Source organism: Mycobacterium sp. 4858, assembly GCF_900240975.1.
Taxonomy (GTDB): Bacteria; Actinomycetota; Actinomycetes; order Mycobacteriales; family Mycobacteriaceae; genus Mycobacterium.
In genome coordinates this window covers 457,919-477,813 of the sequence record NZ_LT968775.1, presented here as the reverse complement: position 1 = coordinate 477,813, position 19,895 = coordinate 457,919, and the positions used below count along the sequence as shown (strand labels likewise).

The 19,895-nt window shown below is 67.1% G+C and carries 15 protein-coding genes and 1 pseudogene; 12 read left to right on the top strand and 4 right to left on the bottom strand.

Annotated features, from left to right (window positions below):
* The first annotated feature begins 53 nt into the window (after positions 1–53).
* Entirely contained in the window at positions 54–1,715 is a 1,662-nt protein-coding gene (locus tag C1737_RS02220) for an AMP-binding protein (protein WP_102417102.1), read from the top strand.
* Between the two features lie 11 nt (positions 1,716–1,726).
* Here the strand turns inward: C1737_RS02220 and C1737_RS02215 are convergent, their stop codons facing one another.
* Positions 1,727–2,344, bottom strand: a complete 618-nt coding sequence (locus C1737_RS02215) for a TetR/AcrR family transcriptional regulator (RefSeq protein ID WP_068099100.1) — start codon at positions 2,342–2,344, stop codon at positions 1,727–1,729.
* An 80-nt stretch (positions 2,345–2,424) separates the two neighbouring features.
* Positions 2,425–3,171 (bottom strand): maleylpyruvate isomerase family mycothiol-dependent enzyme, encoded by a 747-nt coding sequence (locus tag C1737_RS02210; protein WP_102417734.1) that lies wholly within the window; start codon positions 3,169–3,171, stop codon positions 2,425–2,427.
* 969 nt (positions 3,172–4,140) lie between these two features.
* Between C1737_RS02210 and C1737_RS02205 the strand changes: the two genes are divergently transcribed.
* The 9 genes and pseudogenes from C1737_RS02205 to C1737_RS02165 all read left to right on the top strand — a co-directional run bounded on the left by C1737_RS02205 (position 4,141) and on the right by C1737_RS02165 (position 14,938).
* Complete coding sequence (locus C1737_RS02205) at positions 4,141–5,535, top strand: condensation domain-containing protein (RefSeq protein ID WP_102417101.1); 1,395 nt, start codon at positions 4,141–4,143, stop codon at positions 5,533–5,535.
* A gap of 88 nt (positions 5,536–5,623) precedes the next feature.
* Positions 5,624–6,961, top strand: coding sequence for a hypothetical protein (locus C1737_RS02200; protein ID WP_102417100.1), 1,338 nt, complete (start codon positions 5,624–5,626; stop codon positions 6,959–6,961).
* Between the two features lie 50 nt (positions 6,962–7,011).
* A complete protein-coding gene (locus C1737_RS02195; RefSeq protein WP_369807464.1) occupies positions 7,012–8,211 on the top strand; it encodes a hypothetical protein in 1,200 nt (399 codons plus the stop codon).
* A gap of 113 nt (positions 8,212–8,324) precedes the next feature.
* A pseudogene (locus tag C1737_RS02190) lies at positions 8,325–9,546 on the top strand (HNH endonuclease signature motif containing protein).
* Between the two features lie 157 nt (positions 9,547–9,703).
* Positions 9,704–10,714, top strand: a complete 1,011-nt coding sequence (locus C1737_RS02185; RefSeq protein ID WP_082974833.1) for an alpha/beta hydrolase — start codon at positions 9,704–9,706, stop codon at positions 10,712–10,714.
* A 3-nt stretch (positions 10,715–10,717) separates the two neighbouring features.
* Entirely contained in the window at positions 10,718–11,566 is an 849-nt protein-coding gene (locus tag C1737_RS02180) for an SDR family oxidoreductase (protein ID WP_102417098.1), read from the top strand.
* A gap of 27 nt (positions 11,567–11,593) precedes the next feature.
* Positions 11,594–12,514 carry a reductase gene (locus C1737_RS02175; RefSeq protein WP_068099107.1) on the top strand — a complete coding sequence of 307 codons (921 nt, stop codon included), beginning with the start codon at positions 11,594–11,596 and terminating at the stop codon, positions 12,512–12,514.
* A gap of 2 nt (positions 12,515–12,516) precedes the next feature.
* Entirely contained in the window at positions 12,517–14,007 is a 1,491-nt protein-coding gene (locus tag C1737_RS02170; protein WP_369807463.1) for a flavin-containing monooxygenase, read from the top strand.
* Positions 14,008–14,011: 4 nt separating this feature from the next.
* Positions 14,012–14,938 (top strand): MerR family transcriptional regulator, encoded by a 927-nt coding sequence (locus C1737_RS02165; RefSeq protein WP_102417097.1) that lies wholly within the window; start codon positions 14,012–14,014, stop codon positions 14,936–14,938.
* Between the two features lie 10 nt (positions 14,939–14,948).
* On the opposite strand, the gene C1737_RS02160 is transcribed toward C1737_RS02165, so the two are convergent.
* Both C1737_RS02160 and C1737_RS02155 read right to left on the bottom strand, forming a co-directional pair.
* On the bottom strand, positions 14,949–15,965 hold the full coding sequence (locus C1737_RS02160; protein WP_067918692.1) for an acyl-ACP desaturase: 1,017 nt from the start codon (positions 15,963–15,965) through the stop codon (positions 14,949–14,951).
* 165 nt (positions 15,966–16,130) lie between these two features.
* Positions 16,131–17,483, bottom strand: a complete 1,353-nt coding sequence (locus C1737_RS02155; protein ID WP_102417096.1) for a salicylate synthase — start codon at positions 17,481–17,483, stop codon at positions 16,131–16,133.
* A 505-nt stretch (positions 17,484–17,988) separates the two neighbouring features.
* Here C1737_RS02155 and C1737_RS02150 point away from each other — a divergent pair.
* Both C1737_RS02150 and C1737_RS02145 read left to right on the top strand, forming a co-directional pair.
* Complete coding sequence (locus C1737_RS02150) at positions 17,989–18,201, top strand: hypothetical protein (protein ID WP_067918747.1); 213 nt, start codon at positions 17,989–17,991, stop codon at positions 18,199–18,201.
* Between the two features lie 289 nt (positions 18,202–18,490).
* Positions 18,491–19,726, top strand: a complete 1,236-nt coding sequence (locus C1737_RS02145; RefSeq protein WP_102417095.1) for a sodium-dependent bicarbonate transport family permease — start codon at positions 18,491–18,493, stop codon at positions 19,724–19,726.
* Positions 19,727–19,895: the final 169 nt, after the last annotated feature.

Genomic DNA, 19,895 nt, shown 5'->3' with positions numbered 1-19,895 from the left:
CCTATCCTTACTCCCGGATCGCCGCTACTACGCCCCCCATGCCTGAGGACCTCATGAACGCGAACACAGGGCAGCCCCCGGCCGGGCCCCTCGACGGGTTCGTGCCGTTCCCCGCCGAGCGGGCCGCCGCCTACCGGGCGGCCGGCTACTGGGCGGGGCGCACACTGGACACCATCCTGAGCGACGCGGCGCGCCGGTGGCCCGGCCGCACGGCCGTGCTCGACGCCGTGGGCGGCGCGGGCTTGACTTATGCGCAGCTCGACGAGCGTGCCGACCGTGCCGCGGCGGGACTGCGCGGTGCGGGCATCGCGCCGGGCGACCGGGTGCTGCTGCAGCTGCCGAACGGGTGCCAGTTCGCGGTGGCGCTGTTCGGGTTGTTGCGGGCGGGCGCCATCCCGGTGCTGTGCCTGCCCGGACACCGGGCGGCGGAACTGGGGCATTTCGCCGCCGTCAGCCAGCCCACGGCGTTGGTGATCGCCGGCGCTGCAACCGGTTTCGACTACCGCGCCATGGCGCGCGAGCTCGTCGCGGACCACCCCGGGCTCGAGCACGTCATCGTCGACGGCGACCCGGGCCCGTTCACCTCGTGGGCGCAACTCTGCGCGCAGGACACCACCCTGCCCCCCACACCGTCGCGCGACCCGGAATCGCCTGCGCTGCTGCTGGTTTCGGGTGGCACCACCGGCACACCCAAGCTCATCCCCCGCACCCACGAGGATTACCTGTTCAACGCGACCGCCAGCGCCCAGGTCTGCCGGCTCACCGCCGACGACGTGTACCTGGTGATGCTCGCGGCGGGGCACAACTTCCCGTTGGCCTGCCCCGGGCTGCTCGGCGCCATGACGGTGGGCGCCACCACCGTGTTCGGCACCGACCCCAGCCCGGAGGCCGCCTTCGCCGCCATCGAGCGTCACGGCGTCACGGTCACCGCGCTGGTGCCGGCCCTGGCCAAACTGTGGGCGCAGGCCCGCGAGTGGGAGCCGGTGACGCCGAAGTCCCTGCGGCTCTTGCAGGTTGGCGGCGCGAGGCTGGAGCCCGACGACGCCCGCCTGATCCGCACCACCCTGACGCCGGGGCTGCAGCAGGTCTTCGGGATGGCGGAGGGGCTACTCAATTACACCCGGCCGGACGATCCGCCCGAGCTCGTCGACCACACCCAGGGGCGCCCATTGTGCGCGGCGGACGAATTGCGGGTGGTCGGCGCCGACGGTGAACCGATCGAGCCGGGCGAGGAAGGCGAGCTGCTGGTGCGCGGCCCGTACACGATGAACGGCTACTACCGGGCCGCGCGCGACAACGAGCGCTGCTTCGATCCCGACGGCTTCTTCCGCAGCGGTGACCTGGTCCGGCTTCGACAGGACGGCTATCTGACGGTCACCGGGCGGGTCAAGGACGTGATCTGCCGCGGCGGTGAAACCATCTCCGCGGCCGACCTCGAGGAGCAGATGCTGCGCCACCCGTCGATCTTCGCGGCGGCCGCAGTGCCGCTACCCGATCCTTACCTCGGCGAAAAGATCTGCGCGGCGGTCGTTTTCACCGGCCCGCCGGTGACGTTGGCCGAGTTGAACGCGCACCTCGACCGGCGCGGCGTGGCCACACACGCCCGGCCCGATGTGTTGTTACCGATGGCCGCGCTACCGACCACGCCGATCGGCAAGGTGGACAAGAAGGCCATCACCAGGCGGCTTTCGGTGCAGGCACCCTCGTCGAGCTGAGCCGACCCGCGTCAGCCGGTGTCCTTAACGCGCAACGCATTGAGGAGCCGATCCATCACGGCGCCGGCATCAGCGCGCGCCTGGCGCTGATCGTCCGCGCGGGCGATGTAGAGCGTCGCCTCGCGCAACGCACCCATGACGGTGAGCGCCGTCGCCTCGACGGGTTGCGGCGGGATGCTGCCGGATTCGATGGCGTCGGTCAGCAGCGCCGTCACGAAGCCGATGTTGTATCGGTGCCCGATGTCGCTCCAGCGTTCCCATCCCAACACCGCCAGCGCCTCCAGCAACACGATGCGCTGAACCTCGGGTTCGGCGCACGCGTCCAACCACAGGCCCGCGCACAGCCGCATGATCTCGACCGGATCGGAGTGCCCCGCCGCCGCGACGGCCTCCCCCATCCGGGCGGCCATCTCGCCCTCTACCTGCTCGAACACCGCCGCGAAGAGCTCAGTCTTGTCGGCGAAGTGGTGGTACAACGCGCCGCGCGTCACTCCCGCGTCGCGCACGATCGTCTCCAGCGATACCTCCGCGAACCCCCGCTCGGCGAACAGGGGCCGGGCGGCGCTGATCAGCGCGCCACGCGTGTCGGCGGCACGCTCGGCCTGCGTGCGGCGACCGTCTTGCGCCATGCCACCCTCACTTTCACACGTAGGTATGCATTGTCATACACACCGCATGAAGGTTGCGGGACGGCCTGGCGCGGCGTCGTTCAGAACACCCTGAACCGGCGGACGATGTCCAGGGCCGACGGGTCGCCCTCGGCCCGAACGCCAAGTCCCTCCCAGGTGCCGCGCTGGGTCACCCACCGCACGAACGCCTGTGAATCCGACACGATCCGCGCGGCGGGCTCCCCCTGGGCGCCCAGGTGCAGCGTCCGGGCGCACATTCCGTCGAGGCGGATCTCGAGACCGCCGCGCAAACCGTCCAGCAGTTCGGTGTTCTGCTGCGGCAGCGCAGCCTCGATCCAGTCCAGCGTCGGGGCGAGCCGGAGCTCGTCGACGGGCGGGGGATCCGACCGCAACGGGCCATCGGGCGCGAACAGGTCGTACCGAAGGTGAACGAAGGACTCGAAGACAAAAGTCGTGGGCACGACCGAGGCCGGATACGTTCCGACATCGCCGATCGGTATGTCGATGTCTTGGCCCTCGACCGCGGCCAGCACGTCCAGGCCGCGTGCGCTGACCGACTCGTAGTCGGCCAGCACCTCGGCGGGGGTCATGGAGCGACGCGAGTCGACGTAAAGATCCGCCGCGCGTTCGGCGGGCAGCCCACCGGGATCGGGCAGCTTTGACGGGTCGACCGCCAACCAGTAGCTACACGCCATGTGCGACACCAGGTCTTGGACGGACCAGCCGGGACATCCGCTGTCGGCGGCCCACGTCGACTCGGGCAGGCGGGAGCACACGTCCAGGACGATCGCGCGCTCCTCTGCGATGGCTTCAAGCGTGGTACTCATCAATCCCTCCTTCATACATACCGTCTGTATTAATATACACACTGTATGTATGAGGTCAACAGCGTGAGCGCTGCCGACGCCCGCCAAGTTCCGTGTTCGATGCGTTTGAAGCTGTTCGTGGCGGCGCTAGCCGCCGCACTTCCACCACACCGTCAATTGACTTGCTGCGCTGACGTTTTCACTCATGACGAAAGTTGTTGCCCGCGGCCGACACTGGTGTCCTCGCAGAAATGGTGCGCATCTTCGCGCCGGCGTTCGATGCCCCAATCGGGGCGATGCCAATTCGCGCATTCAACCGGCCGTGGCCCAGGCCGCAGCGAAATCTTCGGGATGACGCCTTGGGGCTCTGAGCGGCGACGATCTGAAACGATGCGCTATCCGCAGCAAAAATGTTGCCGCACAATGGGATGGCCGCCCATATCGATGCCGGCCACCGCTTCGGATAGTGGCTTGACTTAAACGCAAAGTGCGCATAACGGATACGCGTGGTCGCTCCCCTTATTGCCCCAGAACGCTCGGGCCGTTTGCTCGACAAGCGCAAAAAGTGTTCGGCTGGTACTATTCCGCCGTGGCCGTACCTGGGATATGGTGACCGAGGCCCGTTTTGCAGGATTGACAGAGCCGGGAATGGCTTCGTCAAGATAGCGCCGGCTATCGGGGAAGACATCGACGGATTGGGTCGAGACGTCGATGTAAAGGCTTGGTAGAGAACTGTTTTGGAGTTAACCGCGCGCGAATTCAGCGCGTTCGCGTTGCGGTTACCTTGCACGGCACAGACGATGGCAATGGGGTGGATTGCTCAGAAATCCTCTGAGATTGCCGGGTTCAAGGGGGCCCACTATGGTTGCGCCAGCATGCGGGAGCAGCGGCTCGAACCGCAGCGAGGACAACGTCGTTCAGCAACTTCCAAGCAGTCGGGTCAAGTCCGTTCGGAATTGACGCCGCTAACCGACGAAGGAAAGGTAGCGCATGTTCCTGGGCACGGTGGACGACTGGACGGCCGAGGGCACCGTCGTGTCCTGGTATCCCACCGCGGACACGTACGCGCGCGCCACCGAAGCGCAATATCATCCCGCCCCGGTCAGTTACCAGCAGTCGCAGCATCTTCGGTATTACCGCCGGCAGGTCAGCCTCGGTCGTGACATCCCGCGATTGTGCATCGGTGCCTGGGAGATCAGCGGCGTCTGCGATATCGATGCGATGACGCAGGCGCTGAACAGCCATGTGCGGCGCCACGACGCCTACCACGACTGGTTCGCCCTCCGCGGCAAGGACGACGAGATCCTCCGCTACGTGATTGACAACCCGGAGAGCATCGCCTTGGCGCCAACGGTTCTCGGCGAAATGGCTCCGCTCGAGATCCGCAAGCTGATCCTGGACACGCCCGATCCGCTGCAATGGGATTGCTTCAGCTTCGGAATCATCCAGGGCGAGGACCGTTTCACGATTTTCATTGCCGTCGACCACTTACGCGCCGACGGCATGTCGGCCGGTGTGATCTTCTTGGACATCCAGACGGCGTATTTCACCGCGCTGCAGCAGGGGCACGTCGCGCTGCCACCCGCACCCAGTCACCGCGAATACAGCGCAAAGCAACGTGCCCACACCGCCGCCCTCGATGAGGATTCGCCCGAAATCCGGCGCTGGCGAGCCTTTCTCGCCGCAAACAACGGTGCGCTGCCGAAGTTCCCGCTCGAACTCGGCGAGGCCTCCGCGGACACGCCCGGTGCCATCGACGTGTTCAACCTGATCGATGGCGACCAGGGCCGGCGTTTCGAGGCGACGTGCCGCGCCGCGGGAGCCCGGTTCAGCGGTGGCGTGTTCGCCTGCGCCGCACTCGCCGAACATCGATTGACCGGCGCGGCCACGTACTTCGGGCTCACTCCCTTCGACAACCGGCGAGATCCCGCCCACGCCACCGCGGTGGGTTGGTTGGCCAGCTTCGTCCCGCTGGCGATCCCGACGGCGGGTGCCTCCTTCGCCGAGGTGGTCAGCGCCGCCCAGGCATCGTTCGACGCGAACACGTCACTCGGCGCCGTCCCCTATTACCACTTGCTGGAGAGGGCGGACGGATCGTGGGGGCGTCTCGAGGTTCCGGACCGGCCCGTCCCGATGCTGTCCTACATCGACATCCGCAAGCTCCCGTTCGGTGACTACTTCGACGGCCTGCGTGCGGGGATCTGGGGTGACAACCGGCTATCGGAGACGGTGTGCATGTGGGTCAACCGCATGCACGACGGAACGCAGTTGGTGGCCGCTTACCCGGGCACCGAGGTCGCCCGCGGGTCCGTCCTGCGCTACGTCGAGACGATGCGTGCCGAGTTCACGCGCGTAGCGGACGCCGGGCTGCACGTCGACGCCTGATGCAGTTCTCTTCTCGTGCGGAGGGTCTCGGTATCAATGAGGCCGCGGCAATCGCGTGCCGAGCGCGAGCGGTCGAAGCGGGGCGCCGGTGACGAGGCTGGCGTTTCTGGACCAGGCCGCCTTCTTGCGGCTGCGGGCCACCGGTCAAGGCAGCACGGTGCAGTGCACGTGGCTGTACGACCGCGACGTGCACCTCGACGCGTTGCGGGGCTTCAACGAGGATCTGGGCGCCGGTCTTCTCGGCCGGCGGATCGAGCGTTCGCCGCTGCCGTTCGGGCGTCATCGCTGGGTGCTGGATAACCGCGCACCCGACATCGCACTGGAACCACGGCAACCGCGGTCGCAGGTCGGCGCGTGGGTCGAAAGACGCGCGCAGGTGCCCGTCGATCCCGAGGACGGTCCGGTGTTCCATCTGGGCGTCCTGCCGTTGGATGGCGGCGGTGCGGCGGTCACCTTGGTGGCATCACACTGCGTTGTCGACGGGCTCGGGCTCATCACGGCGGTCACCGAAGCGGTCAAGGGTGAACGACGCAATTTCGGCTATCCCCAGCCACATTCACGGGCCCGGCTGCGCGCCGTGTGCGAGGATCTGATCGACGCCGTTCGCGGCCTGCCGGCGGCCATTCGCGCACTGATGGTGACGCTGGCCATCACGCTCAAGGCTCCGGCCGGCCCCCGTGGGGCGCATCAGCCCGGGCCGCCCTCCCCTATGGGCGATGACCAGACGGCGCTGCCATCGGTGACTGTGCAAACCGACGCCGCGGCATGGGAAGCGCGGGCGCGCAGTCTCCAGGGCAGCAGCAACACGCTCTTCATCGCGTTCGCGGCCCGCCTGGCTCACCGCATGGGCAGGGTGCTCGCCGACGGGAACTCGGCGACGGTCGTGCTTCCGGTCAGCGATCGCACCGCCGCCGACGACCGCGCCAACGCACTGACCTCGATCACCCTCACCGTCGACGGAGCCGCGGTGACCAACGACTTGGGTTGCGTGCGTGCAGAGGTCAAGCGGCTGCTGACGTCGCTGCAACACCAGCCCAACGAGATGCTCGCCGCGTTGCCCCTCGTCCCGTACACGCCGCGCCGGCTGGTCCGGCACGCCGAAGGCATCGCGATGTCGACCGGCCGGCTCCCGGTCGGCTGCTCCAACCTCGGGAGCCTCGACGCCGCGGTCGGGCGCATCGACGGTGAGGATGCCGACGAGGTCTGTATCCGGCTGGCCGAGCAGGGCGTCACCCGCGGCCGCCTCGAACAGATGCAGGGCCAATTGTTCTGCACCACAGGCACAATCAACGGCAGCCGGTTTCTCAATGTGATCGCGTGCCGGGCCGACGCCGACAACACCGCGGCACAGACCCGCGATCTGGCGTTGAGTGCACTGGCAGATCTGCAGCTGTCCGCCACCACGGTCTATGCGGGGCGGATTTGACGGCGGAGCCGAAGGTGACGGCGCCCGAACACGCACGTCGCCTCAGGTATGTGGGTATCGGTGCCGGCATCGCGGCCTGGGCGGCGGTGATGCTGTGGTTCGCGATCAAGATCGTTCCGCTCGACGTGTACTGGATGTCGTACTACGCCGCCGATTACACGCACGGCTTCGTGCGGCGCGGGCTCGCGGGTGAACTGGTGCACTCGGTGCCGGGCCACTACTTCGCGGCCACGCTGAGCCTGCGGTGGTTGTCGACGGCGGTCTACCTGTGCGCGCTGGCGACGGTCGCGGGCGTGATCCTCGTCGGTCGCCCTCGGTCGGGGCGCAGGCTGATGGTGGCGATGCTGATCCCGTTGTTGCCCTTCGGTGTCCCGTTTGCGGCCTATTCGGCCCGGCCGGACCTGTTCGGTGGGGCGGCCCTGGCGCTTTTCTCCTGCGCGCTGGTGGTCGCGCGTTCCCGCGCCGTCGCAACGGCGTGGTGCGCGGCCTACGGCGCGGCGATCGCGGCGTTGACGCTCGTGCACGAGGCGGTAGGGCTGCAGTTCGCGTTGGGGTCCGTGCTGGCGGTCCTGGTCCTCGGAAGCGCGCTGAAGAACAGTTGGGGGCTTGGCGCGCTGCTCGCGGTGGTGCCGGGCGTCGTCGCGACGGCCGCCGTGGCGGCGTTCGGTCGCCACGACGTCGCCGCGCAACTGTGCGCGTCGGTTCCCCACCGCCTGATGCCCAACCCGTTCGCCACCGTGACGTCGCCGACCACGTTGCTGCGCTACGTCATTGACGGGCGAACGAGGCAGACCGACTATCACGACTGGGTGTGCCGCAACGTGATGCCGAATTACGACAACGGGATCGGCGATGCCATCCGGACCGTCGGCCACATCGGGATAGTCGGCCTGACGATGTCCCTCCTGTTCGGTGCGGCCGCCGTCGTGGCGACGATGTGGGGACTGGGCAACGCCTCGGGTGTGCCACTGGATGCGTTCGTCGAGGCGCTGCGCGGGCGGATGGCGTGGGTCATCGCTGCCCTGCTGTTGGTGAGCCCGGTTTTCCTGACCGGCTACGACTGGACCCGCTGGCTGACGGTCGTGGCGCTGGATGTCGGCGTGGTGTTCATCCTCTTCGCGGCGCGCCGGCCGGAGATGGACCAGGAGCCCTCCCCAAAAGCGTTGCGGCGGTTCGCCGTTCTCGCCATCGCGCTCGCGTTGATCCCGATCGGCACGGTTCCCGGCTTCGGCGGACCCCGGATGATCTAGCCGGTACACGGATGTGGCCTCGCTGGCGGAAAGGCTCGTCGGGCATAACCGGACCGGCGGGCAGGGAGGCTGGGTAGCCGGGATTTGTCGGTGGTCGCTGCGATGATGTGGTTATGTCTTTGACCGCCTCGCCTCCCGCTGCAGTTACCCCTGCCGAGCGCCTGGATGGGTTGTTCGAGGAGTTGGCGGAGTTGGCGGGTCAGCGTAATGCGATTGATGGGCGCATCGTGGAGATCGTCGCTGAGTTGGATCGTGACGAGCTCTGTGGTGTCACGGGTGCGCGGTCGGTGGCGGCGTTGGTGGCCTGGAAGCTGGGCTTGTCGTCGGCGAATGCCCACACGATTAGCACCGTGGCACACCGGCTACAGGAGTTTCCGCGCTGCGCCCAGGGCCTGCGGGAAGGTCGGCTGTCGCTGGATCAGGTCGGGGTCATCGCCGCGCAAGCGGGTGAGGGATCCGATGAGCATTACGCGCAGCTCGCCCAGGTCGCCACGGTCAACCAGCTGCGCACCGCGGTCAAGCTGGAACCGCGACCCGAACCTCAGACTCGGCCGCAACCGCAGCCGGCGATCACCAAGACCGCCGATGAGGAGTTCACCTGCTGGCGCATCAGGCTGCCGCACCTGGACGCGGCGAAGTTCGACGCCGCCTTGGCCTCTCATCGGGATGCGCTGATCGCCGAATGGAAACACGACCGCGACAACGGCCAGGCCGCAGCGAAGATCGCGCCGCCGGTGCCGGGCACCGTCGAGGCGTTTCGGCGCCTGGTCGAGACCGGGTGGGATGCCGAGGCGGCCCGCCGGCCGCACGGGCAGCACACCACCGTGGTGGTGCCCCTCGCCGTCGAGCAGCCCGCCGCCGCGCTGCATCTGGGTCCGCTGCTCACCGAGGATGACCGCCGCTACCTGACCTGCGATGCCACCTGCGAGGTGTGGTTCGAACGTGCCGGCGAGGTCATCGGCGCCGGCCGAACGACGCGCACCATCAGCCGGCGGCTGCGCCGGGCGCTGGAGCATCGCCACCGCATGTGCGCGGTGCCCGGCTGCGGCGCCACCCGCGGCCTGCACGCCCACCACCTCCGGCACTGGGAAGACGGCGGCCCCACCGAGCTGGCCAACCTCGTACTGGTCTGCCCCTATCACCACCGACTGCACCACCGCGGCCTGATCACCCTCACCGGACCCGCCGCCGACCTCACCGTCACCGACAACCGCGGCAGACCACTCAGCGACCCTCGCCCCACCCGCCGTCGCACCATGCCCCGGACCCACCGGCGAACGCGCCCAATGGTGGTGGTACCAACCCTTCCAACCACAACCACCACCACCCAACTAAGCGGGTTGCCCCGGCCTCATCCGAGCCGAAACACGCTTAATAGCAACCGCTTTCGTTTGCCCCCGGCACCCAAAGCCGGCTGCACGTCGCCGGACTCCGCGGACGGCTCCAAAAGCTGCCATTGACCAATGTCACCATTTGGTGTTGACTGCGTGGCATGGCGGACGGTGTTCCGGCTCGCGGGTCATTGCGGTCCCGCGGTGCGGCAGCGGTGAGTACATACACCCTGCGGCCCGTCACCGGCCTGCTCCCGCCCGAGCGGGCATGGGGCTTGTGGCTGTCGCGGCGGATCATCGCCGGGATCATGGGGACCTTCGGTCCCCCGCTGGCCGGCACCCGCGTGGAACACGTCGACGCCATGCTGCCCGACGGCCGCCGCGTCAAAGGCGAATGGGTTTACGGACCGCGAACGCCGACGAGCGGGACCCCGCGATCGTCAACCAGCGCGGGCACAATCTACTACGTCCACGGCAGCGGTTACGCCGTGTGCTCGCCAAAGACGCACCGGCGCTTGACATCCTGGCTCTCATCCCTGACCGGCTTGCCGGTGTTCTGCATCGACTACCGACTGGCACCCCGCCACCGCTTCCCCGCCGCCGCCGAGGACGTCCGGGCCGGGTGGGACTGGCTGATGCAAGCCCGCGACATATCGCCGAAACGCACAGTGATCGCCGGAGATTCGGCTGGCGGTCACCTGGCCGTCGACATGTTGCTGCAACCGGAGATCACGGCCGATCACCCCGCCGCGCTCGCGCTGTTCTCCCCGCTCTACGACATCACCTTCGCGCTCTGCCTCGCGCGTGAACGCCTTCACCGCGATCCGGCGATCCGGGCCGCCGACGCGGCCCGCCTGGTCGCCATGTATCACACCGGCCTCGATCCCGCTCACCAACGTCTGACACTCAATGTGGCCGGCGGGCCGCCACTTCCGCCGACGTTGATCCAGGCCGGCGGCGCGGAGATGCTCCAGGACGACGCGCGTCAGCTCGCCGCCGACATCCGGACCGCTGGCGGTCGGTGCGAACTCCAGATCTGGCCACACCAGGTGCACGTCTTTCAAGCGCTGCCGCGCCTGACACCCGAAGCCGCCAAGGCCGTGACCTACGTTGCGCGGTTCATCGCCCACGCGTTGCAGGACGCGCGGGCGCTCGCCGAGGAGGTGCACTGAGCGATGTTGGACAGGCTGCTGGGCAGGGCCAAGACCAGCCGGGGCGCCTCGGCGGTGGTGACCGGTGCCGGAAGCGGCATCGGTGCGGCGTTCGCCGTCGAGCTGGCGCGCCGTGGCGGCGCGGTCGTGTGCAGCGACATCGACGAAGCCGCCGCCCAACAAACGGTCGACGCGATCACCGAACGGGGCGCCAGGGCCACCGCCGTCCGTTGCGACGTCTCGAAATTCGAGGACGTCCAGGCGCTGGCCGAGCGGTCGCAGGCGTGGTTTTCGGGGCCGCCGACGCTGGTGATCAACAACGCCGGTGTCGGCGCCGGCGGCGCGGCCATCGGCGATGCGCCACTGGACGATTGGGTGTGGACGCTGGGCATCAACCTGTGGGGTCCGATCCACGGCTGCCACGTATTCACCCCGATCCTGCGCGAGGCCGCCCGGTCGCACGCCCCCCGCGGCATCATCAACGTGGCGTCCGCGGCGGCGTTCGGCGCGGCCCCCGGAATGGCCGCCTACAACGTCAGCAAGGCCGGCGTGCTGTCACTGTCGGAGACCCTGGCCGCCGAACTGGCCGGCACCGCGGTGCGGGTCACCGTGCTGTGCCCGACCTTCGTGAAGACCAACATCATCGAGTCCGGCCGCATCAGCGAGGAGTCCAGCGAGCTGGCCCACCGATTGATGCGCTGGACCGGATTCTCGCCGGCCAAGGTCGCGCGGATCTGTCTGGACGCGCATGACCGCGGCGACCTGTACTGCATGCCGCAACTGGACGCCAGGATCGGCTGGAGCATCAAACGCATGGCCCCGCAGGCCTATACGCGTGCGGCCGGCCTGATCTCCCGCATCAACCTGCCCTGATTCCGTCAACGAAAAGGAGCTCCCCCCATGGCCATCGACATGGAAGCCATGCTCGCCAAGATCAAGGATCGGCAGTGGGCGCTCGCCGACATCGACTGGGACGCGCCCGGTGCGGAGACCATTCGGCCCGAATTCCGCCCCAAGCTGAAGGCCTTCATGGCCGACCTGTGCTGGATCGAGAACGTGGGCGCCCGCGGGTTCGCCGCGCTGGCCAAGAAGGCGCCCGACCCGACGCTCGCGGAGATCTACCGCTACTTCCACGCCGAGGAGCAGCGCCACGCCAACGCCGAGATGGCGCTGATGAAGCGCTGGGGGATGCTTGACGACGGCGAGCTGCCCGAGCCGAACATCAACATCCGGCTGTCCATCGAGTGGCTCGACGCGTTCGCCGACAGCATGCCGCTGTCCGTGCTGGGCACCGTCATTCCGATGCTGGAGGTGGCCCTCGACGGTGCGCTGTTGAAGTTTCTGCTGGACACCGTGGAAGACCCGGTATGCCACCAGGTGTTCGAGAAGATCAACAACGACGAATCCCGGCACATCGCGGTCGATTTCGAGGTGCTCGACCTGATCGGACACGCCAGGGCGCGCCGACTGGCCATCGAACTCATTGGCCGCACGGCGTCCCCGGGCCTCATTATCGGCATGCTCATGTACGTTCCGCTGCTCAAACGCATCTACGGCGAGATGGCCGAGATGGGACTCGAGCCCGAGCGGCTGAACAACGCGGTGAAGCGGTTCAAACAACTCGGCGAGCGCGGGGAACACACCTGGCGTGTTCCCACCTACCAGCTGCTCAAGCGGCACGCCGCGATGGTCGTCAACCCGCAGCATCCCTATCAGCTCCTGGCCGATTCGATGGTCTGGCTGTCGGACCGATACCCCAAGACGCTGCTGAGGCCCGTGCCCAGCTGGTTCAAGGAACTCACCTACAAGCCGGCGGCCTGACCATGACAACCGACCGCGCCCACGCGGTGCTCATCATCGGGGCCGGCTTCACCGGCCTGGGAGCGGCCATTCGACTGGCCGACGCCGGGGTCGACGACGTCGTGATCCTGGAGCGCGGCGACCGGGTCGGCGGAACCTGGCGCGACACAACCTATCCCGGTGCCAGCTGTGACGTTCCCTCGCTGCTGTATTCGTATTCGTTCGTCAGGAACCCGGCCTGGTCGCGCACCTACTCCCCGGCCCCGGAGATCTGCCGACACCTCGAGGACACGGCGACCAGATTCGACATCCGCCGCCGCATCCGGTTCGGCCACGAGGTCAGCCATCTGACCTTCGACGAAGGTGCCGGGATCTGGACCGCAACCACCAAGGGCGGCAAGCGGTTCCGCGCGCGCACCGTGGTGCTGGCCTCCGGTCCGCTGTCGGACGCGAGCTTCCCCGCCATTCGCGGCCTGGACAGTTATCGCGGACACAAGATGCACAGCGCGCGCTGGGACCACGGCTACGATTTCGCGGGCAAACGCGTCGCCGTCATCGGCACTGGTGCCAGCGCGATCCAGATCATCCCCGAACTGGTGAAGCAGGCCGGGTTCGTCAAGGTCTTCCAGCGCACACCGTGCTGGGTGTTGCCGCGCCTCGACACCGCCACCCCGCCAGCCGTGCAAGCCCTGTTTGCCAAAGTCCCTGCGGCCCAGCTACTTGCGCGTCAGGCCTTGTTCTGGGGCCACGAGGCCAGCGCCACTGCTCTGGTGTGGGACACGCCGCTGACCTCGCTGGCCGCGCGGCTGGGGCGGGCGCACCTGCGGGCGCAGGTGAAGGACCCGTGGCTGCGGCGCCAGCTGACGCCGGACTTCCGCCCGGGGTGCAAGCGCATGCTGGTCTCCAGCGACTATTACCCCGCCCTGCAGCGCGACAACTGCAAGCTCATCGACTGGCCGATCGCCACGATGAGCCCGGCCGGCATCCGCACCAGTGACGGTATCGAGCATCACGTCGACTGCGTCGTGTTCGCCACCGGCTACGACGTCCATCTGACCGGACCCCCCTTCGCGATCACCGGGCTCGGCGGCCGGTCCCTGGCCGACGAATGGGCCGGCGGCGCACAGGCTTACAAGAGCATCAACGTGCACGGATATCCCAACCTGTTCGTCATGACCGGACCCAACTCCGGGCCGGGCCACAACTCGCTGCTGGTCTACATCGAGGGTCAGCTGGAGTACGCGGTGCGTGGCGTCACCGCCGTTCTCGACAACGACCTGCGCTATCTCGATGTGCGAGAAGGCGCCCAGCGCCGCCACAACGACAACATCCAGCGACGCCTCACCAAGACGACGTGGATGTCCGGCTGCCGCAGTTGGTACCTCACCAAGGACGGATACAACGGCTCGATGTACCCGGGTTTCGCGACGCAGTATCTTCGCCAGATGAGGGATTTCCGCTACCAGGATTACCAAGCGGTGGCGCGGCGCGCGCCTGCCGTCTCGCCGGGCTGAACGCATGGCACCCGACCGCCCGCTCGACCGTTCTCCGAGAGCCGAACCCGGCACCATCGCCGGCGTGCTGCACAATGTGCGGCGCGCGCCCAAGCGCGTTCGGCGCCAGTCGCGCGAATACCGGCAATTGATCGAGACGGCGGTCTCGCAGCTGTTCGACGCGGCGGTCCGTCATCCCCACGGCGACCCCGCATCCGGCGAATACCGGATCGACGACCTGGCCCGGCTGGCCGGCACCACCACCCGCAACATCCGGGTCTATCGCGATCGCGGGCTGCTCCCCCCGCCGTTGCGCGTCGGTCGCATCGCCTTGTTCAACGACACCCATCTGACCCGGCTGCGGCTGATCACCTCGATGCTGGACCGCGGATACACCATCGCGCACGTACGCGAAATGCTCAGCGCCTGGGAAGAAGGCAAGAATCTCGGCGACGTGCTCGGCCTGGAGACGGCGATCGTGGGCACCTGGACCACCGAGAAGCCAGAGACCATGCCGCTTGTCGACGCGCAGCGACTCGTCGACGATCCGGAGGCCTTCCAGCGCCTGGTGGCGCTGCAAGTCATCCGGGTCGACGGGAACCTCGCCACGGTCACCCGTCCGAAACTGATCGAAGCGTTCAACGAAATCCGTGGCTACGGCGTCAAATTGGAAAAACTGATCGACCTACACGAGCAGATCGTGCCCGAAATCGACAAGATCAGCGATCTGCTGGTGCGCGCCGGGGCCGAGCACGTGCTGGATCGCATCAAGCCGGGTGAGCCCCTTCCGGCGGATGCCGAAATCGCCGAGCTGATCACGATGCTGGTGCGCTTCCGGACTCAAGCCGTGGCCACCGTTACCGCCACACTCGCGTCGTCGATCGAGTCCAACATCGAGTCACTGGTGAGCCGCATCCTGTCCGACTATCTGGAGTCCAGCTCGTCGGCCTGAACGTCACGCCTCAGTGTCCGCTCAGGGTCAGCCGCCCCTCCGTCTCAAGCACTTTCCGCGCGGTGATCTTTTCGGTCTTGCGGGCCTCGCGCTCGAGATAGCGCTGCTTGGACTCCTCGAATTTGTCGGAGGCCTGCTCGAGCTCCTTGACCAGCACCGCAAGATCGTCGCGCATCCGCGCGGCCTCGCCGCTGAAGTCTTCGCGTTCGAAGATGCGCCAGTTTCTGAGCACCGGCATCACCACTTCGTCCAGATGGATGCGCGGGTCGTAGACGCCGCCGACGGCGATGACCACCGCCTTGCGCCGGAACTCCGGCACTGTGAACCCGGGCATCTTGAAGTTGCGCAAGATCCGGTGCACCGACTTCATCGCCTGGTTGGGGGCGATGTCCAGGCCCGCCGCGCTGACGTCCCGGTAGAAGATCATGTGCAGGTTCTCGTCGTGGGACACCCTGGCCATCAGCCGCTCGGCGATGGGGTCCTGGGAGGCCTTACCGGTATTGCGGTGGGAAACGCGGGTGGCCAGTTCCTGAAACGACACGTACATCACCGCGTCGAACAAGCTCTCGGCAAACATGTCGCCCTGCTGATTCTGCCCCGGGCTGAAGCCTCGGGTCATTTGCTCCATGCGCAGCTTTTCCAACGCCACCGGATCGACGGCGCGGGTGACCACCAGGTAGTCGCGCAGCGACGTGCTGTGCCTGGCCTCCTCGGCCGTCCAGCGGTTGACCCACTGCCCCCACGGGCCGTCCATGCTGAAGTTCATCGCGATCTCGCGGTGATACGAGGGCAAATTGTCCTCTGTCAGCAGGTTCTGCACCATCGCGACCTGCGCGACGTCGGGCAGCCGGGTGTCTCCGGGCTCCCAGTCCTGACCGTCCAGCGCATGGAAGTTCTTGCCGTCGGACCATGGGACGTAGTCGTGTGGATTCCACTCTTTGAACATCGAAAGGTGGCGGTTGAGCAGACCCTCGACCACAGGCTCCAGCTCGTGGAGTAGCTGCAGGTTTGTCAGATCTTTGGACACAAAGCCCTCCAGTTATGTGTGCCGTCAAGTAACGCACAATGTATCTGTGTCATACGGTTACATAAAGATGACACGCCGGAAACTGCGCCAACTAGGGCCAAAGGTCCCTATGGCGGAAAGGGGCTCAGTGCGCCGCGGTGACCTTCGCCACCACCGGTCAGACGATCAGCGGCGGGCAACCAGATACGGCGCGAGAGTGGAGAGCTTTTCGCAGGTCTCTTCGAATTCGCGCTCGGGCGTGGACTCTTCGATGATGCCGGCGCCCGCTCGCAGCCAGGCCTTGCCGTCGCGTTCGTAGGCCGCCCGCAGCGTCAGCGCCGCGTCCAGGCCGCCATCAGCCGAAAACATCACGACCGCTCCCGAATACAGTCCGCGCGGGCTCTCGTCGAGACGCAGGATCGCTTCGACGCCGTCGGCTTTCGGGATGCCCGATGCGGTGACGGCCGGGAAAAGCGCTTCCAGCGCGTCCATCCGGTCGTTCGACGGATCCAGCCGCCCCCTGACCGTAGACCCGAGGTGCTGCACGCTCCCGCGCTCCCGCACCGTCATGAAGTCGGTGACCGCCACACTGCCGGGTGCGGCGATCTCGGTCATCTCCTGCAGCGAGCTCCGCACCGAAATCGCATGCTCGACAATCTCCTTGGAATTCGATTCCAGATCGTCGCGCGCCTGCCGGTCGCGCGCCACACCGCGGCCCAGCGCGCGGGTGCCCGCCAGGGGCTCGGTCACGACCATCCCGTCGTCGCGGACGGCCGCGACGAGTTCGGGGCTGTAGCCGAGCGCGCGAATCCCGCCCAGCCGCAACAGGAACGACCGCACCGGGGTGTTGTGTCGGCGACCCAGCCGGTAGGTGGACGGAAAGTCCAGCGCGAAGGGGATTTCCAGACAGCGGGAGAGGATCACCTTGTGGTAGCGGCCCGCCGCGATCTCGCCGACGGCGGACGCCACCCGATCGCGGTAGCCCGAAGGGGCGGCGGCAACATCAAGGGCGCGAGCCTTCCCCCCGTCGGGCACACCGTCGCCCCGCAAGCCGAGAACCGTATCGCGATGAACCGCGGTCGCACCCCACAGCTGCACCTCCTCCCGGGTCACCACGATGCGTGTGCGCGGCCAGACCACGCGGGCCAGCGGCGTTCGTGGCGCCAGCCGCTGTTGCAGCCCATAGCGGTACACACCGAACTCGAACGCAATCCAGCCGAGGAGTTGGTCGGTCTCGAGCAACAGCCTGTCGACGGCTTCGCCGAGAACGGGGCCGGGCCGCCCCGACCACTCTTGCCGCCGGGTCACCCCGTCCCGGATGACGCGCACCTCGTCGCTGTCGAGCTCGACCATCGCGCGCACACCACTGCCCAGCACCCATTGACCACTGCGCTCATACAGGACGTACTCCTCGCCGACCCGCTCGGGCAGCCGTGCGACCAGCTCTGCGGCCAAGTCGGCCGGGTCGACGTGCTCGGGAAGCGGAATCGGTGACGACGTGGAGCCGGCGGAACTCGTCTGAACGCTGACCTCGGTCACGGTTAGTAAATGTAGCCTAACCTATCTAACGGCGCGCGGCCGATCCCCGCCACGGTCGATCGCGCCCCGCCCGCCAGCCAAAACTCCCGTCGAGTCAAAGCGCCGGCCATCCCCCCGCCAACGCGCGCACCCGGACCTCGGCGCCCAGTCCGGTCTCCCGTTTCCGCAGCTGGCAGGGTGCGACGGGGGCCATCGACGACGGCCCGCCCCCGCCCACCAGGACATCGGCGACACCAAACGTTTCCCGACCGTTTACGTCGCGGCCGCACAGCGCCCGGCCGGCCGGCGGTGATGTCTCCTAAAATCGGTGTCTAACCGTGTGAACCCCCTGGCCGGGGGACCCCTGTGGGTGCGGTGGCTGGACAGCTCCGTCGGCGCGTGTAAAGGAGTGGCGTCATGGACTCCTGCGCGGACGTTCGAGGGTTGCTTCGGCCGGACGACGGGCGCATCGTGAATCGACCCGCCTGATCGCTCAGTGCCGGCCAATCATTTCGAGAGGAACACCATGTTCGTAATCCGCCTCGCGAACGGCGAAGAGGTTCAGGGTGGCGACGGGGACGAACTCGAGATCAATCAGGATACGGGTGTGCTCACGGTTTCCCGCGTCGACGGATTCGAGGAAATCACCACCCATTACTCGCCAATGGCGTGGGTGTCGGTGACGCACCGGAAGAAGGGCGTCGGGGTGCGGCCGTCGCTGATTTCGTCGAATCATTGACCCTCTATTGGGCCCACAGCAAATACACAGGACCTTCACACCAAATCCACGCCTGCCTCGGCGCCGGCCCACGCTCGCAAGCGCGCCACGCGCGGGCCTCTGACCAGGCAGATTAGCCGCCTTCGGCCGCCTCAGATCGGTCCGACACGCTTAAACGTCGTGCTTTGCATTCGAGTGGCGGTTTGACACCTGCGGGGATAAATTTTGCACGGTCGTCGGGATGTTCGTGGTGGCTCCGCTTGCGGACGGTGCTTTCCCTGATCACCGCACTCATCGAGGAAGGCATCGGATGCTGCAAGAGTTTTGGCTCAACTTCACCCACAACCTGTTCAAGCCGCTCCTGCTCTTCTTCTACTTCGGGTTCCTCATTCCGATCCTGAAGGTGCGGTTCGAATTCCCGTATGTGATCTATCAGGGTCTGACGATGTACCTGCTGCTGGCCATCGGCTGGCACGGCGGAGAGGAACTCGCCAAGATCAGCGCCGGCAGCGTCGGGGTGATCGTGGGCTTCATGGTGTTGGGCTTCGTGCTCAACTTCGTCATCGGCGGCATCGCCTACCTGCTGCTGAATTGGCTGACCTCGCTTCGACGAATCGACCGGGCGACGGTCGCCGGGTATTACGGGTCGGACTCGGCGGGGACGTTCGCCACCTGCGTGGCCGTCCTGACGGCCGTCGGCATGGCGTTCAACGCCTACATGCCGGTCATGTTGGCGGTCATGGAGATTCCGGGCTGTCTGGTGGCGCTGTACTTCGTGGCGCGCCTTCGCCACCGCGGGATGGACGAGGCCGGCAACATGGAGGACGAGCCGGGCTACATCGCGCCGGTCAAGGTGGCAGTCGGGCCCGGCGCCGCAGCGATGCCCCCGCACGGCCAGAGCCTCGAGGAGGCCGAGCACGAGCGCGGGCTGGAGGAGGAGCTGGAACTCTCCCTGGAAAAACTCGACCATCCGGACTGGGAGCCCGAGAACGCGCCCCACACCGCCGGCAAGAAGCCGCCCATCTTCTCCCGGGAGCTGTTCCAGGAGGTGTTCCTCAACCCCGGGCTCGTCCTGCTCATGGGTGGCATCATCATCGGCCTGGTGAGTGGGTTACAGGGCCAGAAGGTGGTCGCCGACGACGACAAGTTCTTCGTCCTGGCATTCCAGGGCGTGCTCTGTTTGTTCCTGCTCGAAATGGGCATGACCGCCTCCCGGAAGCTGAAGGACCTGCGAACGGCCGGCCCCGGTTTCATCTTCTTCGGCCTGCTGGCCCCGAACATCTTTGCTCCCCTTGGCATCCTGATCGCCCACATCTACTCCTCACTCACCCATGCCGATTTCAAGCCCGGCACCTACGTGCTCTTCGCGGTGCTCTGCGGCGCGGCCTCCTACATCGCCGTCCCGGCTGTCCAGCGGCTGGCGATCCCCGAAGCCAGCCCCACCCTGCCGTTGGCCGCATCGCTCGGCCTGACGTTCTCCTACAACGTCACCATCGGAATCCCGCTCTACATCGAGGTCAACCGGCTGATAGCCCACTGGTTCTAGGGTTCGCGCCCGCCGGGCGATCGTCGGGACCGCCGAATCATCCTGGACCACAGCGCCTTTGACGTGTTCCGGTGGCCCGCCGGGTGGCGCCCGATTCCGCTCGTTGTTAATTGTTCGTAAAGACGGGTTGAGTCGGGCCCCCCGAACCGGCGGGTTTCCACTAAGTTCG